We start from the raw sequence: 23,840 nt of genomic DNA, 5'->3' as shown, positions 1-23,840 counted from the left end.
TTGTGTTTTTAAATTGCTTCTACTCTTCTTCCAATGTAAATCCTTTGTCTGTAGCCGTTTTCGCCATAAATGCGTTCAACTTTTTCGACCTGAAAGGTTCCGTTTTTTTCTTTATCCTTGGCATTTTCAAGAATTACTTTGTCCGTTGGCCGCACAAAAGGTTCTCCAAATGTGAGAAAGGAACCTTCAAATCCACTGGGTTTTGATTCCATTGCTCTTAAAGCAGCATACTGATACAACTCTGAAGCAACTTTTGTAGCTGTTTGTTTGAAACCGGCAGCATCATTAGGAAGATTTTCATTGTCGCTATGCAATACGTGAGTTTTTACTAATTGCCCATTCGGGTCACCTAATTCGATGTAAATTGGAGTGTTCGAATTTTTGAAGTATTTTTCTACTCGTGTGCGGGTATTTTTTGTCGATTCTTTTACAACGACCAGTTTATCTTCGATGATATTATAGCGAAATCTAAAACTTGCTTTTCCTAAAAAACCGCCTGAAACTGACTGAGCAATTTTATTTAACTTCGAACTTAAAAGACTAAGTCCTTGATTGATTAATTTTTTTGCAAGTGCTCCGGCCAATGGGCTTTTAATAAAATTTCGATCAATAAAACCGGCTAATTCTGCAGCAGTATGTTGTTGCGGATTATTGGTAATAGTAAGTACAGGAACCAGGTTTTCGGTTTTAAAATAGGTATAGATTCCTTTGTCTTTGAGCATTTCAAAAACTTGAGCCAAAGTCTGACCTCTGTTGATCATGAGATTTCCTAAATCTTCGTCAAGAGCATTGATCTTTAAAGGAAGATTTAGTTCTCTGATTCTTTTTTCAAAGAAAGTTTTCGGATTAAATTTTTCGACATTTGTTGTCGGATTTGTAGCCACCACGTTCAGAGTATCGTTTTTATCCTGAACCGTATCATCTTTTACCGCTTTTATTTTTTTAAAGGCGTACATTAAATCTTCACAGGTTATGGTAGCATTGGTATCTGATTGTACTCCCGTAATGTAACCTCTGAAAGCCGGTTTGTAATCTCCGTCATAGCCTAAAAATATTTCGATAAAATTCTCAAGCTTAAAAAAATCATGAATTGTTTTTTGTTCGCCGCTGGCATTTGCAAATAAGTTCTGGTCAAATCCTTTCGTGTCGGTATAGACTTTTTGAGGCATAACAATCGTGGCAGTATCCGTAAGAGATTTATACGAACTGTTGATTTCTACGTTTTTCACATACGTAAATTCATAAAACTTTGGAGTAGGGATGAGCCTAACCGTTTCATAAACTTTGATTCTGGCGTTTAGTTTAAGCATTGTCTCTGATTATTAGTTCTACAGTTTCGTCTGATGTGGCGCTGGCGGTAAATTTTTGAATGTTTTTTGTTCCGGAAATAGAGGGAATAGAGTAGGAGTCGATTACAAGTTCATAAATACCAAATCGGTTTAAGATCGCGTGGGTTACTCTTAAAGCATAAGGAGCATTCAGAAATTGTTTCAACAAGAAAAGTTTCTCTTTCGGATATTCATCACCACTTTCATTGGCAATTAATCCTTCAATCGAAATGCTAAAATCTCCATTGGTGATGTGTTCTTTAATGGTGGAGTCTCTGCCTTCTATTCCTTCTTTTTTGATGACTTTTGAACGATTTAAATTGACGGTAACAGCGTCTATGCGGAGACTCGGCAGATTAAGATCGTTTTTTACCAGAGGTTCAAAAATTAATGGAGCAAAAATTCTCAGGTTAAATTCACCTCCGGTTTTATCGATAATAAAATCTTTCGATTCCGATTCGTTATAGTTAATACCAGTATATTCAATGTCGTTGGTATCTAAAATTTCGTTTACATTAAAATTGAATTTCATGATTGTTTTTAGTTTTTAGTTTGAAAATGTTTTAGCAAAGGCGGTGATGAAGGTGTTTTCCAGTCTGGTTTCGTTGTGCTTTTGCAGCCAAAGTGCTTCTTCGATTAATTTGTAAAACTCATCCATTGGTAATTGATAAGGATCTACCTGAAAAGCCTGACGAATCAGAGCTGCCGACTTCTTGAATTCATCTTGTTGAGGTGTCGCATTTATGGTAAATTCGCTGTCTTTTTGGATCATTTGAATCATAGAATTTCCTGCTGAAAGCATAAATTCGTCCTCATAATTTTCTTTTTCAAGCACACATTCCTGAAACAGAAACAAAATCGCTTCATGCGGATTGTCCTTGTAGCGTTTTTGATAATTCAGAAATGTGGTAAAAGATGGTTTTTTACAGTAAGCGGTTGTTGATTGATCATCAGAAGTAAGTTTTAATACGTTACCGTATTTTTCTTTTAGTTTTTCTATTGCTTTTTCGTCTAACATTTTTTTGTTTTAAGGAATTTGTTGTTTGAGGTAATGCAGAAAAAAGGGCAGTTTTTTGATCTTAGATCGAGCTGTCCGTACTTTCTTTTTTTAGGACTTCGGCCAGGCTTTCACTTTTTTGTGACTGCATTAAGGGGCTAATTGTAAAATTTCCAATAATAATGTTGCCCTCGGGTTGCTGCCCCAAAGGGTTTTTAAAATTGCTCATGTCTGGTGCCGAAGGTGTTTCTCCTAAATCTTTGGGTGTGAAATCCATGATGGGTTTGATTTTTAATTGTTGGTATTGCTGTTAACGATGATCGCTATAGATGAGGTAGTTCCCTTTAGGAGATTCCTAAAAGTAAGCTGTACTATTATGGCGGTTTGAGAATGCCAATAGAGTTTATTAGCAGCTGTAAAAGTAAGGTATAAGGAACTGAAAAAAGAAAAATACGAGTGCTGTTTTCAGTAGTTTCAGTAGAAAGGATTTGTGGTTAAGGTGTTTGTTTTTAGTGGATTATGGTGCATTTTTTTTAATCCTTCTTTACCTTTAGACTGGCTGTGTTTTTATTCAAAAATAGTTCCCAAACCGCCATAAACTTAAAGTTTACGGCGGTTTGGGAACTATTTTTGTTTTGTTTAGAAAGTGGTTAATGCTGCTCGGGTCCATACCGTTCCTCCGGAACATACATAAATAAATCCGGCGACTGCCCGAATTTCTCCGGCACTTCCCGCCGTGGTTCCTTGTATTGGAGCTACTGTTTCGGTTCTTATTCCTCCCAAAACATGTAGTGGTGCAGTAGGTGCTGCAACACCAATTCCAATATTATTTGCTTTTTGAAAAACAGCCGAGTTTTTGAGAAGCCCCCCAGTTGATGCCAATGGAAGATAGCCATCAGTATTATTACCGCCCGTTAGAGTTGTGGAAGTCAGTGAGGAAATCTGTAAATTACCATTAGCTTTGCTATAAATAAAGTTAGGTACACTATTCATGTATCCAATTTTAAATTTACCATCTGTATCGACACCTATTCTGTAGGATCTTTCTGTTGCAAAAAAACTTCCAAATTCCATATAGGCACCTCCATCTAATGAATTATGGATTTGTACACTTCCAGGTGTATTGGAGCTAAAAGCCGCTGTCGATGAAAATTGGTTAAATATACCGTTAGTAAAGATGGTATTGGTAAAAGTTTTTGGCCCGGGTATAGTTTGAACTGAATTTTTATCGATAAAATTGTTAAGTACTGAAAGAGCTGATGTTACAAAACTTGTAGTGGCTAATTGGTCTGTATATGTCCCGGGTGCAGCAGTTGGTGCTTTTGGAATTCCTAAAAATACAGGAGAGTTAACAGGGGCAAAATAGGAAAACGGTTGTCCTGCAAGGTTTATCGAATTACTTGCTGTTCCGGTTGTATCTTGGTTTAATATAGGAAAATCACTTGCTGTTGCAATAGTATGTGCTCCGGTAGAGGTAGTGTTTTTCAGGATTCCGGTTGCAAGTGCTGTGGTAGGCTCGGCATAATCTGTTCTTACGGTTGCGATGACTGGAACTCCTGTAGAAGTAGTATTTTTTAAAATACCAGTGGGTAATTCTGAAAGTAACTTTCCGTTAATTCCTTTCACAGTCAACGATGTTGTTCCAATAGCATCACCTGTATGTGTCGCGTTTGATATTTTTGCATCTAATTGTGTTTGAATACTCGAAGTAGCATCGTTAAAAGCTTGTTGCTTTGCAGATTGAAATTTTTTGGTTTGGGTTTCCAGAATCTGATCTGCCGTATAATCTCCTGTTTGAGCGGTAATGGCTCCATTACGTCCAAAAACGGTTGTTACATCACTGGTTGGAGTTAGTAATTCCTGCCAATCTCCTATTAGTAAGGGGTTGGTGCCTTTTAAAATAAACGATTTATTGATATCAGATCTAACGGCTACATCTCCGGTTTCAACTGCCAAAGCAAGCATTTTGGTTTCTGAATCAATTACAAAGGTGTTGTTTACGGTAATAGAAGGAAGTTGAGAAGAAATTAATTTTCCGTCAGCTCCAAGACCTGCATATCCGTTTGCGGTATTTTTATGAATTGTATTTTCAGGGGTGAAATTCAACGCAGCTTGTTTTGCATTCCATATTGCTTTTTCTGTGTCAGTTACAAATCTATTCTGAGAATTCTGAACAATAATTTCCGGCGAATGATTGGCAGGATGTATATAGTTGGAGAGTGTTGCCAGACGGGTTATTTCGCTATCTGAAAGCAAACTTTTTCCGGAAGATTTATCTACTTTGTTGGATTGCAATGATTTCCCCATCTCGGCTGTCAATGCTTTATCCGCACCACCGGTAGTTAAATCGTTTACCAGAATAGTATTTAGTGAATGCTGAACAGTTTCGATGGCATCGACAATTTTTTGAACGGTATCAAGATTGGTATTATCTGAAGTCAATAAAAGGTTGATGCTGTTAATTTGATTCTTTAGAATCTTACCCTGTTCGGCACTTAAAAGCGAAGAAGAGCCACCTGTTACCAAATCATTTACAATATCTAGATATTGGCTGGCTAATTTTGCAAAATTGTTTAATGGGGCATAACCTTCGGCAACACCTTTTTGACTCTTGTCTTCTTTAGCTGAAAACAATGCATTATGAGCGTTTCTGTCAATTTTGTGAGCTTCAAATTGCAATTGATCTGCCTTGGTATCCAATGTATTTTTCAGATTGGCTACGCTGTTTTGCGGAATTTGCTCGTCTTTATGCCAAAAGCTTTGCCAGGAATCCCAAAATTGTTTTTGAGTTGGTTTTTCGCCAGTTTTGAACCAGCTTAGAATGGTATTGATATTTGTTGCCATAATATGTTTGGATGGATTGTGAAGTTAGATTACAGATGTTTAGAATATTAATCTCTCATTGTGGGACCAAGAGAGTACTAGGATTATTTAGGAATGAAAAAACAGAACAGATGCTTTTGGGTAGTTTCAACAGAAAATATTGTGCTTAGAGAAAGATGTGAGCTTGTAACTACAATAAGACAACGAGTTTCTTTTAGTATTCATTACCCAAAAGCGCTCCAGGATTATTGAATAATCTTGACTGTCTCATTTTAATAATAAATGCTCTAGTTTGTTTTTTGAGGACAACAGAATTTTTATGCTTTTTTATTTGAAAACAAGTTTGAAATACTTGGCAATGACGCAGATAAAACTAATCCGATCAGTTTGATTCTATTAATAGCTATTTCGGTCAATCCTGCGTCTTGTAAAAGGTCAAATTTAGTGTCAATGAAACCCGTTAAAACGATTAATAGGCTTGCAATTACTGCGATTTTTGATTTATTCATAGAATTTTATAGTATTGTTTTTAAGGTGCAACTGTTGTAACTGAGTATTGAATCCATCTAGTAGCTGTTTTTTCATAAATCAACCCTCCACCTGAAATGGCAGTACATACCACTCGAAAACCAGCCATCGCATTTGGATAAGTTGTATTTAGATTCGTAACCGTCAAAGCAGCTGTAGTTGCATTTTCAACAGATGTTGTAAGTTCTAAGTATTCTTTATTAATCAAACTTTTTGCACCTCCTGAAACTATTAATGTCTTATTCAAATTTGGTGCTTTAATTTCGCCAGTAGTGTCTTTGGTTAAAGCAATGTTTCCAACTCCATCAGCTATAGTGATTGTATTTGAGGCGTTAGCTAAAAGGCCTGTTACTTTTCCTAAAACCACATTGCCACTTCCTGTCGTTATACCAGTAGTATTACCACTGTTTGGTGCGAGAATCATATTATTTGAACCTGTTGTGATACCGCCACCACGCAATATAAATCCAGTCCCCGCAATTATGGTATTACCACTTCCGGTCGTTATACCACTTCCGGCCTGATCACCTATTCCAATATTATATGTTCCGGTTGTTTGATTAAATAAAGTGTTTGCCCCCACAGCCACAGCATTCCCCGTTGTATTCGAATACATTGCACCTGCGCCAATTGCGACACATAAGGCGCCATATACATTAGAATTTAAATTTCCAACGGTATTAAACATAGCACTTGTGCCAATGGCTACATTATTGTTTCCTGATACATTATTACGCAGTGAACTGGCACCAATAGCCACATTCTGATGACCATTTATATTTTTTGATAAAGCACTTACTCCCAGTGCGGTATTATAATCAGCAGTTGTATTTGCATTCAGTGCATTTACGCCAACAGCCGTATTATTATTTCCCGTTATATTACTGCGTAAGGCCCATTCTCCAAATGCCGAATTGTTTTCTCCTGTTGTATTAGCTATCATCGAATCGTATCCAATGGCGGTGTTGCAATCACCTGTTGTAAATGAGCTGCCTGTAAGAGCACTACCAAGTACAATATTCTCTGCTGCAGTCCCAAGTCCTTTTCCTACTCTTACTCCATTTATAAGTTTGTCAGCCCCTCCAAGTTCCTGAAGCGAAGTGTTATTAACAATCCCGACTTTTGTCGACGAAACGGGAGAGTTTACATCATCAAGAAGAGCAACAGTGTGCTCACCTACTTTTTGTGGAATTTTAATAACAGAATGACCTTCATTAGTGATACTATCCATTATAACAGTGGTACTTCCTGCTAATTCAGAATCTCTTAGATATAATTGGATCTTGTTTGTAGAAGCATCGTTTGCATTAAGCTCTAAACCTGTAGTTGTTTTAGATGATACAGCATGTATAGAAGCTAATCCAAAGGAGTTAATGGTTAGATCAGCAGAATTATTGCCATTTATATTTTGAAAAGTAGTCTCAATATCACCTTTAATAGACTGCATTAAATTAGTTTTTGAACTTCCAATAGTAGCAGTATTTCCTGTATCTAGTATTTGTTGTAAATTATAAGATTCATTCTTACTTGTTATTTCAGTCCATTCCCCGTTTTGCCTGCCATATTGATTTCCGTTAATAGGAGCCTCTTGGATTTCGCCACTTAAAAGAATATCTCCTTCTCCAACGATAGATTCTCCATTAATGGTTTTAAAATCGTCCGTAGTGGCCATTGTATAAGTATTATTATTAAATCTTTCTGGTTTTGCAGGAAATTCAAACAAATTACTGGATAGGGGGTCAGCTATTTTTATTATGGTACTTTTTCCATTTTTATATTTGTTTAATGAAATATCACCTCTAAAAATGGATATGTTACCCTCGTCTCCGGTTTCTAATACTCTACAGTTAAGTGATATTTGATTTGTTAATTGAAATAAGGCACTGCTGTCTGATTCACTTCCTACCGTAATATTATTATACTTATAGTTACCGTAGTTTCCCATTATAGTTGCATTACTGTACCCATGAGAATCGGTAGGGTAAGCAGCAATAGGATTGGTATCCAACACTGATTTTAATCCTTGTGAGGCATGTGCATTTTCATCAGCTAAATGATCATTTAAAACTGTTTTATCTGCTTTAGAAAAAAGCAATTCATCAATTCCTTCAATCTCTTTTACAGGAACTTTTTCAAATTTGTGACGGAAGGAATCCCAAGTGTCCCAGAATTGCGTTTGTGTTGGTTTCAAACCAGTTTTGAACCAGCTTTTAATAGTGTTTAATGTTTGTAGAGCCATATTTTTTCCTTTTTAATGATGTAAGTAAGATTTATTGAAGAAGTTTTTTAAATAAATCTTGTCAGGTATTTTAGGTCTTTTTTCCATGCTTTTAAATAATGTTTAATAGGATTGTGGGTAAATTTTAAAGTCTCGAATGCCTATGAGAAAATAAAGCTATTTGATTTTTTGAGGGTGTAAAAGTAGAACAGAAGAATGCTAAAAAAAGAAAAAAAACAGCTCCCTATTCAGTAGTTTCAGTAGAATGATAACTTGCTGAAACTACTGAATACAAGCGGTTTGAAGTTTTTAAAAGACAAACTATGGAACTACTTTTACACTCAGAAAAATAGCTACCGATGAGTAAAAATGTAATTCACAATTTCAATATTTTAATACAAGACAGTGCTGATATAAAAAGTGCCGAAGATTTAACTAATGTTATGATAAAAGAGCTGGCTAAAGTTTCAAAAGAAATGAGTCAGCAAAAGGATATAGAACAAATATGGCAGGAGCAAAAAGACCTTAAAGCTGTCATAAACAATTCTGTTACCCCAGTCGAAGAAGGCGCTGCCAATACCAATGCGAAACAAAGCAGAAAACAAAAGGTATTGGATGGCACTACTTCTTCGGTTCAGGAGAAATCGGGATTATCTTCCAGCGTTCCAATCGGAGAAGGCGTTGCTGATACTTTTGACAGAACGAAAATGAATTCTGTCTTATCAGCCAACACTACTTCTCCGGTTTCGGAAACAGAAAACGGTACCCTAAATTGGAGTAGCAGTATAACAACTCAGACTTATACAGGGCTAGAGAGCCAAGAAACCCTGAAAGTGCCTCAAACGAATAGCAATGAACCCCCTACAGAGGTTGTTAAAGCAGCAATTAAAAAGAAATTAGATCTGGCTAATACTGCAAATGACAGGGCAGCAATAGAATATTGGACCAAAATTTCTAAAGCGTTTACTGAAGGATATACGGCTAAAGATTTTGACGGTAAACCAAATGATGCCTTATTTACAGAAATGTATGCAGCTCTAAAACAATCAAATTCAGCAACAGCAATCCAAAATTTTAATTGGGAAATCGTTCGCGAAAAAATGATTAAAGCCATCAATGCCAACATACTGCAAGGCCAGATTTCTGAAGCAAAGAAGGAACGCTGGGAAATGATCAGAGACCAATTAAAAAAGGACACAACCAATATCGCAAATCTTTTCGAGCAATACAATGAGCTGTTTTTATTGTTAAGAGAAGTAGAGGGATTGGACGATTTACCTGGTACAATTACGATAACAACCAAAACCAAAATTTATCCTAATTTAAGAGCAGACCGACTTTATGCCGACATTGGAAAAGAGGCTGTTTATGTGTTTTTGAAAGAAATAAACAATGAAGATCTTCGTGGAAACGCGGTAAAAAGAGGAGCAGTCAAAATAAAAAATACAAATGCTTCTTCCTTTATCGTAGGAGAAAGTTTGGAGTTTTTCCTTGACGAAACCCTGATCGTTCAAAATGGATATAAAAACGAAGATATTAATTGGATTGTTTACAAGTCGAGAAAAGGAAAAAAAGACGAAGAAACTATTTTTGAAGATGAAGGAACATCCTTTAGTTATAATTTTGATACAGAAGGGACTTATAAAATTGAAGCCTATGGGGATGAGTATGGGGCAAACAATAAGAAAAGCAAGAAGTCATTCGCTTTTGTAGAAGTAAAAATAGTGGCTCAGGAGATTGTAATTACACCTCCTTCTATAGTTAAAGGAAAATTGGTTAGGCCTTCAGCCAAAGAGGTTTTATTTAAGACAGCCTTGAAATATCCTAAGATAAAAACATTAAATCCATTACAATTTTACTATCAAATAGAGGTTAAAACAGCCAATAAAGGAACCACAATTTCAGATGAAAAAGAACTGGATTCAACAGGCAGTATTAAACTGGTGATGCCTGATTTAGGAACTTATAAGATCAAAGTAATCAGTAAGGATCAATATGCGTTGGCACAGGAGTTTGAAATTTCGGCAATTAAAAATGAAGTTACCGGTATTGGTCCAATTATGGGAGAGTCAAACAAAAATTTGTTTTTATCGGGTGGCTCATTTAAGCCTTTTACCTTGGAAGCCAAAACCTTTAAAATCAATCCTGCCACCGACGAAGAAAGACAAGATGTAAAATGGATCGTTTATGATTCTAATAATAATCCGTATTTGACGTCAGGAGATATTTGGTATACTGAAAAAGATACTCCAAAAAGGAAGTACCTTCAAAAATGGGAATCTTTTGCGATATCTGTGCCCGATAAAGAAGGCCACTACACAGTAGAAGCCTTTAGCGACATAGCAAAAGGCGTCGATGCGAAAGCTACTTTCAAAATGCAAGTAGAGCGTCCGCAGGTAACCGAGGCGTATTGGGCCTATAGCAATGGTGACAAAAAGAAAATTTCCGGTTTTTCGGGAGAGATAAATCATGTAAAAGCGAGCATTCCGGGATATGACAATCAAAAAGTAAGAATTAATTTTTACTTAAACGGCAGCAAAGAACCTTATTATTATAACGATACGACAACAAATGAAAGTGGTGAAATAAAAAAAATTATAACTTTTGATGGCACTTTTCAGAGACGTTTTGGAGTTCAGGAAGGAAAAACAGCTAAAATTAGTTTTAAATTAATGGGCATACAAAATGACAAGTTGTATCCATTTAAGAAAAATGCCAGTGTTAATACAGCTGCGGTTTTAAATGTTGCGATGGGTGAAAAAATAACAGCTGTCTATTTTCAACATGATGGTAAAAGGGTGACAGCACAGGATGAGATTCCTCTTAGCTATGATGGTGAATATGTGACCATTGTTGCTAAAACGCAAAACATGATCGGAAAAGACATTGTACTAACTGCTCATAGAGTGGGTGAAGAACCCATTTTTAGAAGTAAGGCAAAAATAGATTCAGAGGGCAATGCATCTGGAACTTTTAAAATAACCCGTCGTAAAGGAACAAAGATTGGAGAAAAAATGAGTTACTACGTAGGTATTGAAGGATATTCTACGATGCATGTAGGTTATAAAGGATTGAATATGGTTGTGGCGGATTTTTTAAAAGAGAAATTTGATAGAAAAAACCCGCAATTAATTTGGGGAGCCAAAGTGAGTAAGGAGTTTAGAGTTAAAGTTGTTGAAATTTGTGAAAGACTTTGGCCAAAAAATACAATAGAAATGGCAAATGGTTTAATGGCTGTAATGTATAGGGAAACTGCCGGGACTTTTGCTCCGAATCAGATAGAAGGTAAAGCATTAATTCCTAAAGAGAAGATAACTAAAAATTCGTTTGATAAATACATAAAAGGGAAAAAATATTCAAGAGCAGTTGGACTAGTTCAATTTACACAGGACGCACTTAAAAGTATGGGAGAATATACAGGTGGAGGACTTGATGTGCTTAATGAATTAAAAGTTAAGTATGCTAATATGAACCAGCTTGAGCAATTGGTTAAAGTTGAAGATTATATGAAAAAAGTAAGAACGTTGCCTAGAATACCTGAGGATATTTACATGGCTGTTTTTGCCCCTGCATATGTGGGATTAGAATTAAATAAAACAATATATGAATTAGGAACAACAGATTATGGTGAAAATGATAGTTTAGATGTTGATAAAACAAAAAATGGAATACAGATCAAAGAATTAATTACTGAATATTACGAAAGTTTACGCAATGGGGAATATGGTAGAAATATTTGGAGAAATCCCCTAGATCGAATGGAATTACGGGGATGGTATAGTACTTGGAGACCAAATGATAGTAAATTTGGAATAATTCCAAAAAGAGATAAAGGAAAACATGAAGGGATTGATTTATATGCGTCTGTTGGGACTCCGGTTCATGCTTGTGTAGATGGTTTAATTGTGTTCAACAGCACAGCAGGAGGTTATGGAAATACGGTTGTCCTTAAAGGTTATTATGAATCGAAATTGTATTATTTTGCTTATTCTCATTTAAGAGAAAAGAGCAAGTTTATTGCAGATAAATCTTGGGTAAAAGCGGGCGAAGTTATTGGACATACAGGCCAATCAGGAAATGCTGAAAGTTTAACATCAGAAAAAACACATTTGCATTTTGAAGTAAGACCTTTAAAGGAATGGGGCGATAAATCAAAGGAATTTAGGGGAAGAGTTAATCCTCTAGAAGAAATTAAAGAATTATTTGTAGTTTTAGATCCCAAAAAAGAAAAACAAATATGATGAATATAATAAAGAGTAGCTTTTGTTTAATTTTGGTTTCTTTTATGTGGGTTTCATGCTCAAAAGAAAAAAGCTTATTAGAACCTGAAAAAAATGAAGCCTCGGAAAGTCTCAAGAATAAAATTCCTAAAAACTTAAAAATTGTAAAGACTGAAAAAGTAAACTTGAATAATGATTTGACTATTTTTATCTGTTTAACCTTAGATGAAAAAAAAGGAGAATATAACGAGTATTGGTTTTCGAGTAATGAAGAAATTAAACAGATAAATAAATTTTATTCTGAATCTAATAAAAAGTGGTTTGTAAATATCGACGAAGATCCAGAATTAGAAATGTTGAAAATTATAACAGAAGAAGGGGATATTGATTGTGCATTTTACAATGTTGATAAGAATAGTTTCAATTCTAAAGTTATTTTTAATTTTGATCCACTCATACTTAAAGAGAATAACAAATATTGGGGGTTTTCTGGAGATATAGATGATATTATTCTGAAAGATAAAAAACTTCTAACAACGATTGAAAACAATATTCCGGATTATGAAGAGAAAAAGATGAGCGTAAATCAAAAGAATCTTCCTATCATCTATTTTAGTAGTGATAAAAGTGATTTAGATATTATAGAAGAAAAAATAGGAAGTTGCAAGTTTATGAGCATTAGTGAAATTAAACAGAAAATTAATTAAGATACAAGCTACCGGTTTAAGGTAGCTTTTGTTTTTTTACATATATTGAAAAGCAGTTTTACTTATAAATAAAGAGAAAAACCTTATGATCTTTTACTTAAGACTCGTCAAATAAAACTCCGGAAATGTTTTTACAGGGGTGTTGGTAGCGATGTCAAATGCAATTTGGGTGCACATTCCCGCTACCAGCCACGATGCAATAGGGAGTTGGGGAGGGGACAGATTTTTGTTTTCCTTTTTGTATTTGTCCAGAATTTCTTCGAGCCATTTTTGTGGGTTTTCCCAGTATCTCATGTATTCTAAAACATAGTCGACCACATTGACTTCACTAAATTTTTCATTGGGCTTTTTTAAAACTTCAAGGCCTTCCTCCTCTGAAATGACTAATACCAATGCGCCCCATCCCAGGTTGTAGGGATGCAAAATCGGAATGTTTTTCTTCTGACAAATCGAGTCGAAGATAAGCGGAACATCCGAAGTAAAGTCCAGAGCGTTGATCGCAATTTTATGATCGGTTATGTAATTTTCAACATTCTCGGGAGTTAAAAAGCAATTGTGGATCGTGATTTTTGCCTGGCTATTGATGGCCAATAGTCTTTCTTTAAGCGCCTCTACTTTGGGTTGTGCAATATTATTTTCGGTATAATTTTGTCGATTTAAATTGGATAATTCGACAACATCCCCATCGATTATCGTCATGGTTTCAAAACCTAATCGCAATAGACATTCGGCTATAGCACTTCCGATTCCTGCTCCGCCTAATAGTATCGGAGTGTTTTTTATTAATTCCTGTTCTTCCGGGCTAATATAAAGTCTATTTCTGATATGCCTTTGTTCCATATTTATTTTTTAGAAGTGTTAAAAATTTGTCTTTTTGATAGAGATAAAAAGGGGGAACAGGAATCCTCGGGATTTATCAGAACTGTTAGTTTTTCAATCTCTATCAGCGACTAAATTATCGAAAATAATATTAATATCGAAATACAAATAATTAAAAACCATCGTTTTAAAATGTGTTCGTACACTACGACTCTATGAGAGAAATTGTAGTTAAATTTCTGTTTCGGAGTTTGATGAGGTATAATAAAAAAAGGAGATACCTAAATATCTCCCTTTTTTGTGGCTTTAACCAAACCACGATTGTGCACAACGTTTAAAAATGCACAAATGAAAAAAAATGGTACTCTTATTTTTGAAACTTTGCAATACCGGATTTCAGCCATTGCTCGTATTCGGTGATTTCAGGGGTATATCCTGTAGGTTTGCTCAGGCTTTGCTCATTAGTGTCTAATAAAATATAATAAGGCTGAGCATTTGCTTTGTAACGGGTAATCTGAAAATCACTCCATTTATTTCCAATGGATTTTATTTTCTTGCCGGTTTCTTTTGAGACATACTGTTCTTCCAGTGGTAATTCTCTTTTGTCGTCGACATATAAAGAAATTAAGACCACTTCATTGTTTAAGATGGACAAAATACGAGGATCCGACCATACATAATCTTCAATTTTTCGGCAATTCACACAGGCAAATCCTGTAAAATCCAAAAGAATAGGTTTGTTTACACTTTTGGCGTAGGCCAGTCCTTTTTCATAATCCGTGAAAGCTGTGATGTCATGCGGGCCTTTGTGCGCTCCGTCTGGTAAAGCTTTCGCAGAGGAAGCAGTATTTTTGTTAGAGCCGCCTACACCGTACGGAGATTCACTGTACGTCATTGGAGGAGGGAAGCCGCTAATTAGTTTTAAAGGAGCACCCCACAATCCCGGAATCAAATAAATTGTAAATGTCAATACGATTAATCCAACTCCTAAGCGGCCTACCGAAATCGATGATGTTGGAGAATCGTGTGGCAAGGTTATTTTTCCGAATAAATAAAACGCCAGAGTTCCAAATATTGCGATCCAAATGGCTAAGAAAATTTCTCTTTCAAACCAATGTAGCTGTAATACTAAATCGGCATTGGATAAGAATTTAAATGCCAAAGCCAATTCGATAAAACCCAAAAACACTTTTACAGTATTGAGCCAGCCACCTGATTTTGGCAACGTATTTAACCAGCCCGGGAACATGGCAAACAGCATAAATGGTAACGCTAACGCAGATGAAAAACCTAACATTCCCACGATGGGTGCGATTCCGCCTTTAGAAGCTGCTTCAACCAATAAAGTTCCAATAATTGGTCCTGTGCAGGAAAAGGAAACGATTGCCAAAGCCAGTGCCATAAACACAATACCTATGATTCCTCCTTTATCCGCCTGACGATCGACTTTATTGGCCCACGAGTTGGGTAACATGATTTCGAAAGCGCCTAAAAATGAGGAAGCAAACACGACCAATAACACAAAAAAGATAACATTAAACCATACATTGGTCGATAATGCATTTAGAGCATCGGCACCAAAAATTAATGTAATTACGGTCCCTAGAAACACATAAATCAGGATAATCGAAATGCCGTAAATAATGGCATTTTTAATTCCTTTGGCTTTGGTTTTGCTTTGTTTGGTAAAGAAACTTACTGTCATTGGAATCATCGGAAATACACAAGGTGTAAGCAAAGCGGCAAAACCGGATAAGAATGCAATAAAGAATATCATATATAAACTGGAATCCGATTTTTCAGATTCCGGTTGCTTTTCTATTGTAGTATTTGCAGCTGTTTTAACCGTTTTTTCGTTTGTAATATCCGCGGCCTGTATTTCTTTTGCTTCAAGCGTTTTGAGATTAAACTCAAAGTATTTCGTTTCGCTGATGCAATTTTCTTTGCAAACCTGATAAGAAAGTTCCACTTGTATCACTTCTTTTTCAGGATTGGTTTGTTTGATTAATTGTGTAAAAACAGCTTTGTCGGAAAAGAAGATTTCATCGACGCCAAAGATTTCGTTGAACTCTCGCTTGGTTTCGCTCTCAGTTGCTTTTCCAACAAGTTTATAATTGTTTTTACTATCATGAAATAGGAATTCGGCCGGAAGGGGGCCATCTTCTGGAGTGAATTGTGAATACACATGCCAGTCTTTTTCAATAGTTCCTTTAAAAGAAAGCTGATAGTCTGAATCGGATTTTTTCTCGATCGAAGCCTTCCATTTCACAGGATTTATAATCTGTGCCTGTACTTTGGCAAAAGCCAGAAACAGGAATAATAGATAAAGTATTTTCTTCATTTTATAGGTTTAATCAGAACGATTTGTTCCGGTGATGATAGGATTTATTTACTTCGTTACATTGAAAAAAGTATATTCCAATTTCAGGAAAACACCATCAGTTGCCATACGCTGCATAGAGCTGTACAATTCTTTTTTGTAAGCAAGGTCAATTCTGGCCTGACTGTTAATGATAAACTGAATTGAAGGCACTACGTCCAGGTACGATCTGCCATTTTCAGTTATGGTTTGTCCGGTAAACTCCAACATGGCATTGATGTTTGTTTGCTTGTAACTCGTATATTTTTTAGGATGCATCAATTTACCTACAGAGAAGGTGTAGTTTATCGCATTTTTACCCAATGCATCCGGAAAACTGTAATCGGCATTGTTTAAGGCACGTACATAACTTACGGAAGAACTTAGGGCTACTTTATGAATTAACTGAGTGGCTACCAAACCGGCTTCGTAACCCGAATTTCCGTTGGCTAAGTCTATAGCTTCCTGATTAAAATAGGAGTTATTGTAACTGTATCGCCCAAAGGCAGCCATCCTGAAATGACTTTGTAAATCGTCTACAGAAAAGAATCTGTATTTTGCATAAAAACCACCACCTTTTAGCCCCAGTCCGTTATCCTGATTGCTTAAAAAAGCTGAGGTACGCACCATTAAGTTTTTATTTACTCCCCAGGTAACTTCAGGTGTTAAATTGTACATGGAACCGCTTTCAAGTTTCTTTTCCATTAAAGATTGTCCAACACGAACCCCAATAGAACCCGCCGGAGCATTACTGGCGGGTTCGGTTACTACAAATAATTCTTGTGCGTCTATTTGGTAAGAAACAAGGAATAAGAAGATTATTGATAGATATTTCATTTTTAAAGTGCTTTTAAATAATAATCATTCTCATTCTCTGTAGCGTAATCAGGATATTTTGAGTACGATTTAAGGAGCTTTTTATACTCTTTTTGAGTCACAAAACCTTTGTCTAAAACTCTGTATTTGGCTTCTGCATGTTCTACAGGTTTTTTAATATCGATAAAAGTATAAGTGGCGTCATCGACTTTCAGCGTTGTATTATCTTCAATTTTATCTACATGAAACTTTGCCGTTAAAACCATTGAACCCACAAAGAACCCCGCTTTTTCAACTGCTTTTTTCAATACTTTTGGTTCTAATGAATTGTCTTTTTTGAAATAAACGGTAAACGTATTGGTGTTTAAATCAGTCCCAATGCTATCTACTTCTGTAAAAGATTTTAATTGTTTGTTTATGGCGTTTGAACACATAGAACAGGTTAGTCCTGTTGCCATTATTTCGGCTTTAGTAATTTGAGAATACGATTTTACACCTGCTAATAAGAAGGTAAGGGCTATGAATTTTATATATAAGGTTTTCATTTTATTTGTTGTTTTTTTTAATTTGAGCAATTATTTGAGCTTCTGTTGGATTTATGGCAATCAGTTTTCCTGATGCATCAAAAAGAAAAGTAGAAGGCAGGGCATCAACTCCAAAAGTGACGGCCGTTTTGGCGTCAAAACCTTTTGGGTCAATTAATTGCTGGTGCTTCATTTTATCTTTTTCAATGGCCTTTAACCATTTTGTTTTGTCGTTGTCTATTGATATTCCTACGATTTCAAAATTTTGACCTTTGTATTGATTGTACATTTTAACCAAATTTTTATTGGCCAATCGACAAGGAGCGCACCACGAAGCCCAGAAGTCTACTAAAACTGTTTTGCCTTTAAAAGAGTTTAGTTTAACTACGGTGTTCTTATTGTTTTGAAGCTGAACATCCGGAAAATGATCTCCTACTTTTATTTGTGCATTTGTTATAGAAACAGTTGCAATAAGCATGAATAAGGTGATTATATTTTTTATTTTCAACATGATATTTTTTTTAATATTTGTCCATAATGAGGCTCAAAAGCCTGCATTACGAACAAACTGGTTTTTAATGATGTGATGATGAATTGTTTTGTTTTTTATCACTTGGTTCTCTATCGTATTGACAACAACCGTGTAATTCGTCATAAACCGTATTTGGAGCCGTAAATTTTTCATTATCATAGCCGGCATCTGCGATACGTTTTAGAATGGTATCAAGATTTGTTTTCTGAGCATCATAAGTAATAGTAGCCATTTTGGTGGTTTCATTCCAGGTTACTTTTGCTTCTTTATTGACGTTTGCAGCAGTTTCGATAACTTTTTTGCACATGCTGCAGTTACCACTTATTTTTACCTTTTCGGTCGTTTTATTTTTGATTTGAGCGCTGGCGAAAGTAACTGATAGTAATAGCGACATTACCATCAATAATTTTGTTATTGAGTTCATTGTATGTAATTTTTTTGGATGAATTAATCCTAAAGCATAGCAGAAACGATAGCAAATACAGCTATTTCTGATACAGATCGAGATTAAAAAATAGTTTTGAATGTGGACTTTAAAAAAGCCCTTTGGATAAGACAGACCTAGGGCTGTCAGGAAAAGAAATCTAGCTTATCTTAGGTGGAAGCCAGATAGAACGGAAATCTGAAGAAATAAAGATTTCTGAGTAATAGTAAACTTGTCTTTTTTCAGAAAAACCAAAAATGGAGTGGTTTTCTGTTTGAAAGAGGGCCATTGGCGAGAAACCACAGCTACTGGTTGGGGTACATGAATTGCCCAAACAACCTTTATTGCAGTTATGCTCTTTCTCTTTAGAATCTTTTTTGTTACAGCAATCTTTCGCTGTAGATTCTTTTTTACAACATGACATTTCTTTTTTTGTTCCATGTGCATAAGTAAACGTTGGTCCCATTAGGAAACCAAGTGTAACGAATAGCAGTATGTAAAACTTTTTTGTCATAGTTGAGGACAAAGATATTTTTATTTGCCGGGTTCGCTTGTTAATTTTTTTGTAAATAATTTAGAAAAAATGGAGGGTTGGAGAATTTGCTTTTTTGAGATGAAGCTACGGGGCTTTTTAAATTAGAATTTGAGGACAGAGGGATATCATAATTTTTTATCGATTTATCATTTTTTTAGTTCCGACTGGTATTTTTTTTAGCATAGAAAGTATAAGTATAATTTGGTTAATATAGTATTGGAAGAGGATAACATTTGTAAGTAAACAAAGGTTAATTTCGAAAAATTATTTATAGAATATCAGACTGTATTGTTATGCTCTTTTAGGGCTGTCTAATATTCAAAGTACTGTATTAAAGGATCTTTTAAATTAAAAAAATGAAAAAAAAGAATGTCGCTTATTTAATTCTATTGGTTGGTGCAATTTCTATGAATGCACAGGTTGTAAAAGGAACGCAAGGGAGTAATGGTCCTGTTGGTGGTGGTACTTTAGGTTTATATGTAGGGGCTGGCGGAGGAGCGGCTGTTAATGCAAATGCTACAACCACAAATTTAAATGTTGGAATTGGAACAAATAATCCATCTGAAAGTCTGGACGTAAATGGGAATATACGTGGGAATATTTTCAAGGCAAATTCTATTACTACTGTTGGAGCTATTACTTCTGGAGGCTCTATTACCTCTAATAGTATGATACAAGGAAATACTATAACTTCAATGGGCAAGTTAGGTATTGGAACTACTACACCTCTTGGATTATTGGATATTAAAGGAGGACCTGCAGATGGTCAGTCTTTTACAAGCGTTTTAGATTCCTATTTGAAGTCTATTATGTTAAATGTTGGTTCTATCAGAGATGCACAAAATGGAACTAGATTACTTACATTCTTCGATATCCCATCATCTAACATTAATTCTAAATCTCAAGTTATGTTGAGAATTGACGACAGGGTAAATATGAATAGGCTAAAAATCAGTGCAATGGTTGATGGATACAGTGATTTAGAACTAAATAATGCAAGTCAACAGGTTTTTTTTAGAGCTTCAAATAATGGAACAGATTTTAGTTATTTAGAAATGCCAAAAGCTGATTCACATTTTGTTATAGGAGGGGAACAGGCATGGCCAATTGCTCATAAGCTTTGGGTTAAGGCAGGTACCTCAAAATTTGAAGGGGATGTTTTTGCTGATTCCAACATCGGCATTGGAACTTCAGTTTTTACGGATGGAGCAGACACTTATAAACTTTCGGTAAAAGGAAAAATAAGAGCTGAGGAGGTTAGAGTATATACTACTTGGGCCGATTATGTTTTTATGAAAGACTATAAATTACCTAGTTTAAGTGAAGTGGAAAAGTATATTAAAGAGAATGGTCATTTACAAAACGTTCCTTCTGCAAAAGAAGTTACTGAAAAAGGGCTGCAACTTGGGGATATGGTAAAAATTCAACAAGAAAAAATTGAAGAACTTACTTTGTATCTGATTCAGCAAAACAAAGAAATGGAAGCATTAAAAGCTGAGGTAAAAGCTTTAGCTGTTCAAAAAAGGTAATCACAATTAGTTTTAGTGGTTGCCCGATTAAATTTAGTGCTGTACTCCTAGGTATTGTATCCGCAAAATTGGTTAAGGTCAGACCTAATCAAATTAAATTCTATCGCTTGTTTGTAGTTTTTCCAAATTATTGAAGATTATTTTCTTTCCTATGATCGTAAAGTAATAATAATGATTTGAGGTAATAATTTTTATAAAAAAAATCAAATGAAAAAAACATATCTATTGAAGGGATTAGTTCATACTTTCATATTCCTTTTTATCAATAATTTATCCGCCCAGGTAACAAATAATTCACAAAAATTATTGCCGCAGATAATTCCGCCTTCGCCAATTGCTTATAATTTGGGGAATTATGGCAATGTTCCTGTTGGGATGCTTACAGGCTCCGCTAATTTAAATATCCCATTGTGTAGCTATAAAACAACAAATTTAGAAGTACCCATTGCTTTATTTTATGGTAATAATGGTGTAAAAGTGGATGAAATATCGTCGAATGTTGGGCAAGGCTGGAATCTAAGTTTTGGAGGTGTGATTTCAAGAATTATTAGAGACGAACCGGATGAAAAAAGACAAACGGATTTCGTTCCGCCAAATGATAACTTCACTCCTGCTCAAAAAGAATCTTATTTTAAGTTTATTGCAGAAAACGATATAATTGATAGTGAATCGGATTTGTATAGTTTTAATTTTGGAAGTTATTCGGGTAAATTTATTTATGACCATGATAATTCATTGGTCATGATGCCGGCTCAAAATGTTAAAGTAGAAAAATTGGCCGACGCCGAATCGTATACCTTTGTTATAACGACTCCGGATGGAGTTAAATATTTTTTTGGCAATAAAGAAACTACATTTATGCCAAAAGAACCGGGAGGAAGACCATTTCCTATCATTGCTACATCGGCATGGTATATTACTAAAATAGTTCATCCAAAAGGAGATGAGGTTTACTTTAATTATGCGGCTAAAAGAGATAGTTATATTACCTCTAAATCACAGACTCTCACAATGCAGTTTCCGCATGTACAATTTGATTGTAATAATTCTGTACTTACTTATGCTCCAACATTTAGCCCGATTTTTGATCATCGCCTCGATATTAGCGGGCAGGTAATAACGTCGATTACAAGTAATAATAGTGTTAATGGAGAAATTAATTTCAATTATTTAGAAAATAATAGTGCAGATGTTACCAGTGGGAATAAAAAAATAAGCGAAATAGTCATAAAAAAGAATACTATTGATGCAATTGAAAAAGTTAAGTTTAGCTATTCGACTACACCAAACAATAGGGTTTTTCTGGATAAGATTCAATATAATGATCCGGGTAAAAACTATCAATTTGAATATTTGGACAAGAATAGTTTTCCGGCTCGATTATCCTTTAGTCAGGATCATTGGGGGTATTACAATGGGAAGAACAATACTAAACTTATTCCAAATAAAACGGGCTTAGAATTTGATAATATAGAGTACGGAGGAGCAGATAAAAACCCGAATCCGGATTTTGCAAAAATAGGAATGCTGAATAAAGTAATCTATCCTACCAAAGGAAGTACGGTATTTGAATATGAACCCAATGATTATTTTGGAACTAAGACGATAGTTCCCGAAAGAACAACAGTAGAAGCCCCGATTGATAATTCAGGAGCATCGACTAAAGAGATTGTTGTAAACAGTTTGAGTAAGCAGGAAATTAAAATAAATGCGGCTGTTGCATTCAATATGTATGAATGTCCTGATGGTGATGCAGGTAAAACCAGAGCTACGGTGCGAGCCAGAAATACGGCTACAGGGAGTTATGTAGATTTTTACACTAGATTGTATAGTGGAGATCTTTTTAACCTTAATAATGCCATACAATTAAGCCCGGGACAACCACAGGAATTTATTTTGTTGGCTGAGCCTAATCAAACTTACGTAATATCAATAACATTAGGCAATTTCTCTCTGCAAATGCCACAGCGATCCTGCACGACAGCGGCTCTTAATGTAAATTATATGGCATCAGCTCCTTATGACATCCAAACGAACATAGTTACCGGAGGTATGCGGGTAAAAAGTACCAAAGATTATTCCGATAGCGGTTCAGCCCCAATTTACAAAAGATATCTTTATGCGGCTAAAAGTGATTTAACAAAATCTTCTGGAAATCCGGGGAAAATGCCTCTTTATGTTGATAGAACAGTGGATAATACTCTTTGTTATGTATATACTTCACATACACCAGTGGAGACCTATTATTTAAGAAAATTTGTAAACATATCATCTGGTAGTATTGCTTCGCTTTTTGATAATGGAAATTCAAACGTTAACTATCAGTATGTGACAGTTTCAAATGGTAATGATACTTTTATTAATGGAGGTGAAGAACATAAATTTAAAGTTCATCTGAATAATTTTAATCAGATATGGGGTGCGCTGCCGATAGCCGGTTCTTCAACAGACTACGGTTTTTTGGTTAATGGCTTGCCAGAAACTGTCACTTATTTTAATGCTAATAATAAAATAGTAAACACAACAACTAATCAGTACGATAACCTATTGCTTAAAGAGTCAAAATCATATAATACCAGAAAGCATTATGATATTTTAGGAGTAATTGTTGATTTAGGACTTCCTAATGTTAGTGTAACGGAATACAAAAACAGCTCTTACTGGAATTATTTAAAATCTAAAGAGGAAATACAATATGATGTAAATGGACTTAATCCGTTAAGTACAGTAACAAACTATTTATATAAGAATCCGAATCATTTCCAGTTATCGGAACAAAATACGAATTCCTCAAACCAAGAAGCAATTGCAACGAAATATTACTATCCGTTAGATTCAGAAATTGCAAATGAACCCTATGTTTCTGAGTTAATTACTAAAAACATGATTAATGTTCCATTGAAAACGGAAACATATAGAAACTCGTCAAAATTATCAGAACAAAAAACAGTATACACGAAGACTGCGGGGAATCTATTGGTTCCAGGTTTTGTTTATGGGGCTAAATTTCCTAACTCTAATGCTGGTTTAAATCAGTTAGAAAAGAAAGTCAGTTATGATAATTATGACGCTAAGGGTAACATCACACAATATACTATAGAAAATGGTGCTCCGGTATCGATTATCTGGGGTTATAATAAAAGCCAGCCCATTGCCAAGATCGAAAATGCCACTAACGCGCAAATAGCCACTGCTTTAGCAGTTTCTGATTTAAACACTGTTAATGAAAGCAATTTGACCGCTATAAACAACCTGCGTTCTGTACTTCCCAATACCATGATCACTACCTATACTTATATTCCATTGGTGGGAATAAGCACTATCACTGATCCTAAAGGCGATAAAATGACCTATACCTATGACGGTTTAGGAAGACTCAAATTTGTCAAAGACAAAAATGATAAGGTCCTTTCTGAAAACCAATACAATTACAAACAATAAACCAGAAGCATCATGAAAAAAGCAATTAAACTCCTTTTGG

Annotated in this window: 18 protein-coding genes; 4 read left to right on the top strand and 14 right to left on the bottom strand. The window is 35.2% G+C overall.

Annotated elements, in window-relative coordinates; all coding sequences use genetic code 11:
• Nucleotides 1–8: 8 nt before the first annotated feature.
• The 7 genes from ACN1CN_RS20590 to ACN1CN_RS20560 form a co-directional block, all read right to left on the bottom strand.
• A complete protein-coding gene (locus ACN1CN_RS20590) occupies nucleotides 9–1,310 on the bottom strand; it encodes a hypothetical protein (RefSeq protein ID WP_419137275.1) in 1,302 nt (433 codons plus the stop codon).
• Nucleotides 1,303–1,860, bottom strand: a complete 558-nt coding sequence (locus tag ACN1CN_RS20585) for a DUF6046 domain-containing protein (RefSeq protein WP_264524807.1) — start codon at nucleotides 1,858–1,860, stop codon at nucleotides 1,303–1,305. The genes ACN1CN_RS20590 and ACN1CN_RS20585 overlap by 8 nt, the downstream gene beginning before the upstream one ends.
• A 15-nt stretch (nucleotides 1,861–1,875) precedes the next feature.
• On the bottom strand, nucleotides 1,876–2,346 hold the full coding sequence (locus ACN1CN_RS20580; RefSeq protein ID WP_264524806.1) for a hypothetical protein: 471 nt from the start codon (nucleotides 2,344–2,346) through the stop codon (nucleotides 1,876–1,878).
• 61 nt (nucleotides 2,347–2,407) lie between these two features.
• Nucleotides 2,408–2,602, bottom strand: coding sequence for a hypothetical protein (locus ACN1CN_RS20575; RefSeq protein ID WP_291287009.1), 195 nt, complete (start codon nucleotides 2,600–2,602; stop codon nucleotides 2,408–2,410).
• Between the two features lie 362 nt (nucleotides 2,603–2,964).
• The gene (locus ACN1CN_RS20570; protein WP_419137272.1) at nucleotides 2,965–5,169 is read right to left on the bottom strand and encodes a hypothetical protein; all 2,205 of its coding nucleotides are present in this window, start codon (nucleotides 5,167–5,169) and stop codon (nucleotides 2,965–2,967) included.
• Between the two features lie 296 nt (nucleotides 5,170–5,465).
• Nucleotides 5,466–5,657, bottom strand: a complete 192-nt coding sequence (locus ACN1CN_RS20565; protein ID WP_419137270.1) for a hypothetical protein — start codon at nucleotides 5,655–5,657, stop codon at nucleotides 5,466–5,468.
• A 20-nt stretch (nucleotides 5,658–5,677) separates the two neighbouring features.
• Entirely contained in the window at nucleotides 5,678–7,915 is a 2,238-nt protein-coding gene (locus ACN1CN_RS20560) for a hypothetical protein (protein WP_419137268.1), read from the bottom strand.
• A gap of 338 nt (nucleotides 7,916–8,253) precedes the next feature.
• Here ACN1CN_RS20560 and ACN1CN_RS20555 point away from each other — a divergent pair, with 338 nt between their 5' ends.
• Together ACN1CN_RS20555 and ACN1CN_RS20550 are read left to right on the top strand one after the other, a co-directional pair.
• Complete coding sequence (locus tag ACN1CN_RS20555; protein ID WP_419137266.1) at nucleotides 8,254–12,135, top strand: M23 family metallopeptidase; 3,882 nt, start codon at nucleotides 8,254–8,256, stop codon at nucleotides 12,133–12,135.
• On the top strand, nucleotides 12,132–12,821 hold the full coding sequence (locus tag ACN1CN_RS20550; protein WP_419137264.1) for a hypothetical protein: 690 nt from the start codon (nucleotides 12,132–12,134) through the stop codon (nucleotides 12,819–12,821). Before ACN1CN_RS20555 ends, ACN1CN_RS20550 begins: the two co-directional genes overlap by 4 nt.
• 93 nt (nucleotides 12,822–12,914) lie before the next feature.
• On the opposite strand, the gene ACN1CN_RS20545 is transcribed toward ACN1CN_RS20550, so the two are convergent.
• From ACN1CN_RS20545 to ACN1CN_RS20515, 7 genes are all read right to left on the bottom strand, one after another.
• The gene (locus tag ACN1CN_RS20545; RefSeq protein ID WP_419137262.1) at nucleotides 12,915–13,661 is read right to left on the bottom strand and encodes a HesA/MoeB/ThiF family protein; all 747 of its coding nucleotides are present in this window, start codon (nucleotides 13,659–13,661) and stop codon (nucleotides 12,915–12,917) included.
• Between the two features lie 346 nt (nucleotides 13,662–14,007).
• A complete protein-coding gene (locus ACN1CN_RS20540) occupies nucleotides 14,008–15,981 on the bottom strand; it encodes a cytochrome c biogenesis protein CcdA (RefSeq protein WP_419137260.1) in 1,974 nt (657 codons plus the stop codon).
• 48 nt (nucleotides 15,982–16,029) lie between these two features.
• Nucleotides 16,030–16,836 carry a hypothetical protein gene (locus ACN1CN_RS20535; protein ID WP_264524795.1) on the bottom strand — a complete coding sequence of 269 codons (807 nt, stop codon included), beginning with the start codon at nucleotides 16,834–16,836 and terminating at the stop codon, nucleotides 16,030–16,032.
• Nucleotides 16,837–16,838: 2 nt separating this feature from the next.
• The gene (locus tag ACN1CN_RS20530; protein ID WP_419137258.1) at nucleotides 16,839–17,360 is read right to left on the bottom strand and encodes a heavy-metal-associated domain-containing protein; all 522 of its coding nucleotides are present in this window, start codon (nucleotides 17,358–17,360) and stop codon (nucleotides 16,839–16,841) included.
• A 1-nt stretch (nucleotide 17,361) separates the two neighbouring features.
• Nucleotides 17,362–17,850 carry a TlpA family protein disulfide reductase gene (locus ACN1CN_RS20525; protein ID WP_291286999.1) on the bottom strand — a complete coding sequence of 163 codons (489 nt, stop codon included), beginning with the start codon at nucleotides 17,848–17,850 and terminating at the stop codon, nucleotides 17,362–17,364.
• Between the two features lie 64 nt (nucleotides 17,851–17,914).
• A complete protein-coding gene (locus ACN1CN_RS20520) occupies nucleotides 17,915–18,295 on the bottom strand; it encodes a heavy-metal-associated domain-containing protein (RefSeq protein ID WP_264524792.1) in 381 nt (126 codons plus the stop codon).
• Between the two features lie 160 nt (nucleotides 18,296–18,455).
• Nucleotides 18,456–18,809: a DUF6769 family protein gene (locus tag ACN1CN_RS20515; RefSeq protein ID WP_419137255.1), complete on the bottom strand. Its 354-nt coding sequence runs from the start codon at nucleotides 18,807–18,809 to the stop codon at nucleotides 18,456–18,458.
• A 377-nt stretch (nucleotides 18,810–19,186) separates the two neighbouring features.
• Between ACN1CN_RS20515 and ACN1CN_RS20510 the strand changes: the two genes are divergently transcribed.
• Nucleotides 19,187–20,359 carry a hypothetical protein gene (locus ACN1CN_RS20510; protein ID WP_419137253.1) on the top strand — a complete coding sequence of 391 codons (1,173 nt, stop codon included), beginning with the start codon at nucleotides 19,187–19,189 and terminating at the stop codon, nucleotides 20,357–20,359.
• Between the two features lie 207 nt (nucleotides 20,360–20,566).
• A complete protein-coding gene (locus tag ACN1CN_RS20505) occupies nucleotides 20,567–23,800 on the top strand; it encodes a sugar-binding protein (protein ID WP_419137251.1) in 3,234 nt (1,077 codons plus the stop codon).
• Nucleotides 23,801–23,840 lie beyond the last annotated feature (40 nt).

Origin of the sequence: Flavobacterium sp. T12S277, assembly GCF_048514875.1 — a bacterium.
GTDB lineage: Bacteria > Bacteroidota > Bacteroidia > Flavobacteriales > Flavobacteriaceae > Flavobacterium.
This window is presented reverse-complemented; position numbering and strand designations above follow the sequence as displayed.

Excerpts from the sequence above, each read along its gene's own strand:
- ACN1CN_RS20590 (WP_419137275.1), bottom strand. The coding sequence starts at position 1,310 with ATGCTTAAACTAAACGCCAGAATCAAAGTTTATGAAACGGTTAGGCTC.
- ACN1CN_RS20585 (WP_264524807.1), bottom strand. The coding sequence starts at position 1,860 with ATGAAATTCAATTTTAATGTAAACGAAATTTTAGATACCAACGACATT.
- ACN1CN_RS20580 (WP_264524806.1), bottom strand. The coding sequence starts at position 2,346 with ATGTTAGACGAAAAAGCAATAGAAAAACTAAAAGAAAAATACGGTAAC.
- ACN1CN_RS20575 (WP_291287009.1), bottom strand. The coding sequence starts at position 2,602 with ATGGATTTCACACCCAAAGATTTAGGAGAAACACCTTCGGCACCAGAC.
- ACN1CN_RS20570 (WP_419137272.1), bottom strand. The coding sequence starts at position 5,169 with ATGGCAACAAATATCAATACCATTCTAAGCTGGTTCAAAACTGGCGAA.
- ACN1CN_RS20565 (WP_419137270.1), bottom strand. The coding sequence starts at position 5,657 with ATGAATAAATCAAAAATCGCAGTAATTGCAAGCCTATTAATCGTTTTA.
- ACN1CN_RS20560 (WP_419137268.1), bottom strand. The coding sequence starts at position 7,915 with ATGGCTCTACAAACATTAAACACTATTAAAAGCTGGTTCAAAACTGGT.
- ACN1CN_RS20555 (WP_419137266.1), top strand. The coding sequence starts at position 8,254 with ATGAGTAAAAATGTAATTCACAATTTCAATATTTTAATACAAGACAGT.
- ACN1CN_RS20550 (WP_419137264.1), top strand. The coding sequence starts at position 12,132 with ATGATGAATATAATAAAGAGTAGCTTTTGTTTAATTTTGGTTTCTTTT.
- ACN1CN_RS20545 (WP_419137262.1), bottom strand. The coding sequence starts at position 13,661 with ATGGAACAAAGGCATATCAGAAATAGACTTTATATTAGCCCGGAAGAA.
- ACN1CN_RS20540 (WP_419137260.1), bottom strand. The coding sequence starts at position 15,981 with ATGAAGAAAATACTTTATCTATTATTCCTGTTTCTGGCTTTTGCCAAA.
- ACN1CN_RS20535 (WP_264524795.1), bottom strand. The coding sequence starts at position 16,836 with ATGAAATATCTATCAATAATCTTCTTATTCCTTGTTTCTTACCAAATA.
- ACN1CN_RS20530 (WP_419137258.1), bottom strand. The coding sequence starts at position 17,360 with ATGAAAACCTTATATATAAAATTCATAGCCCTTACCTTCTTATTAGCA.
- ACN1CN_RS20525 (WP_291286999.1), bottom strand. The coding sequence starts at position 17,850 with ATGTTGAAAATAAAAAATATAATCACCTTATTCATGCTTATTGCAACT.
- ACN1CN_RS20520 (WP_264524792.1), bottom strand. The coding sequence starts at position 18,295 with ATGAACTCAATAACAAAATTATTGATGGTAATGTCGCTATTACTATCA.
- ACN1CN_RS20515 (WP_419137255.1), bottom strand. The coding sequence starts at position 18,809 with ATGACAAAAAAGTTTTACATACTGCTATTCGTTACACTTGGTTTCCTA.
- ACN1CN_RS20510 (WP_419137253.1), top strand. The coding sequence starts at position 19,187 with ATGAAAAAAAAGAATGTCGCTTATTTAATTCTATTGGTTGGTGCAATT.
- ACN1CN_RS20505 (WP_419137251.1), top strand. The coding sequence starts at position 20,567 with ATGAAAAAAACATATCTATTGAAGGGATTAGTTCATACTTTCATATTC.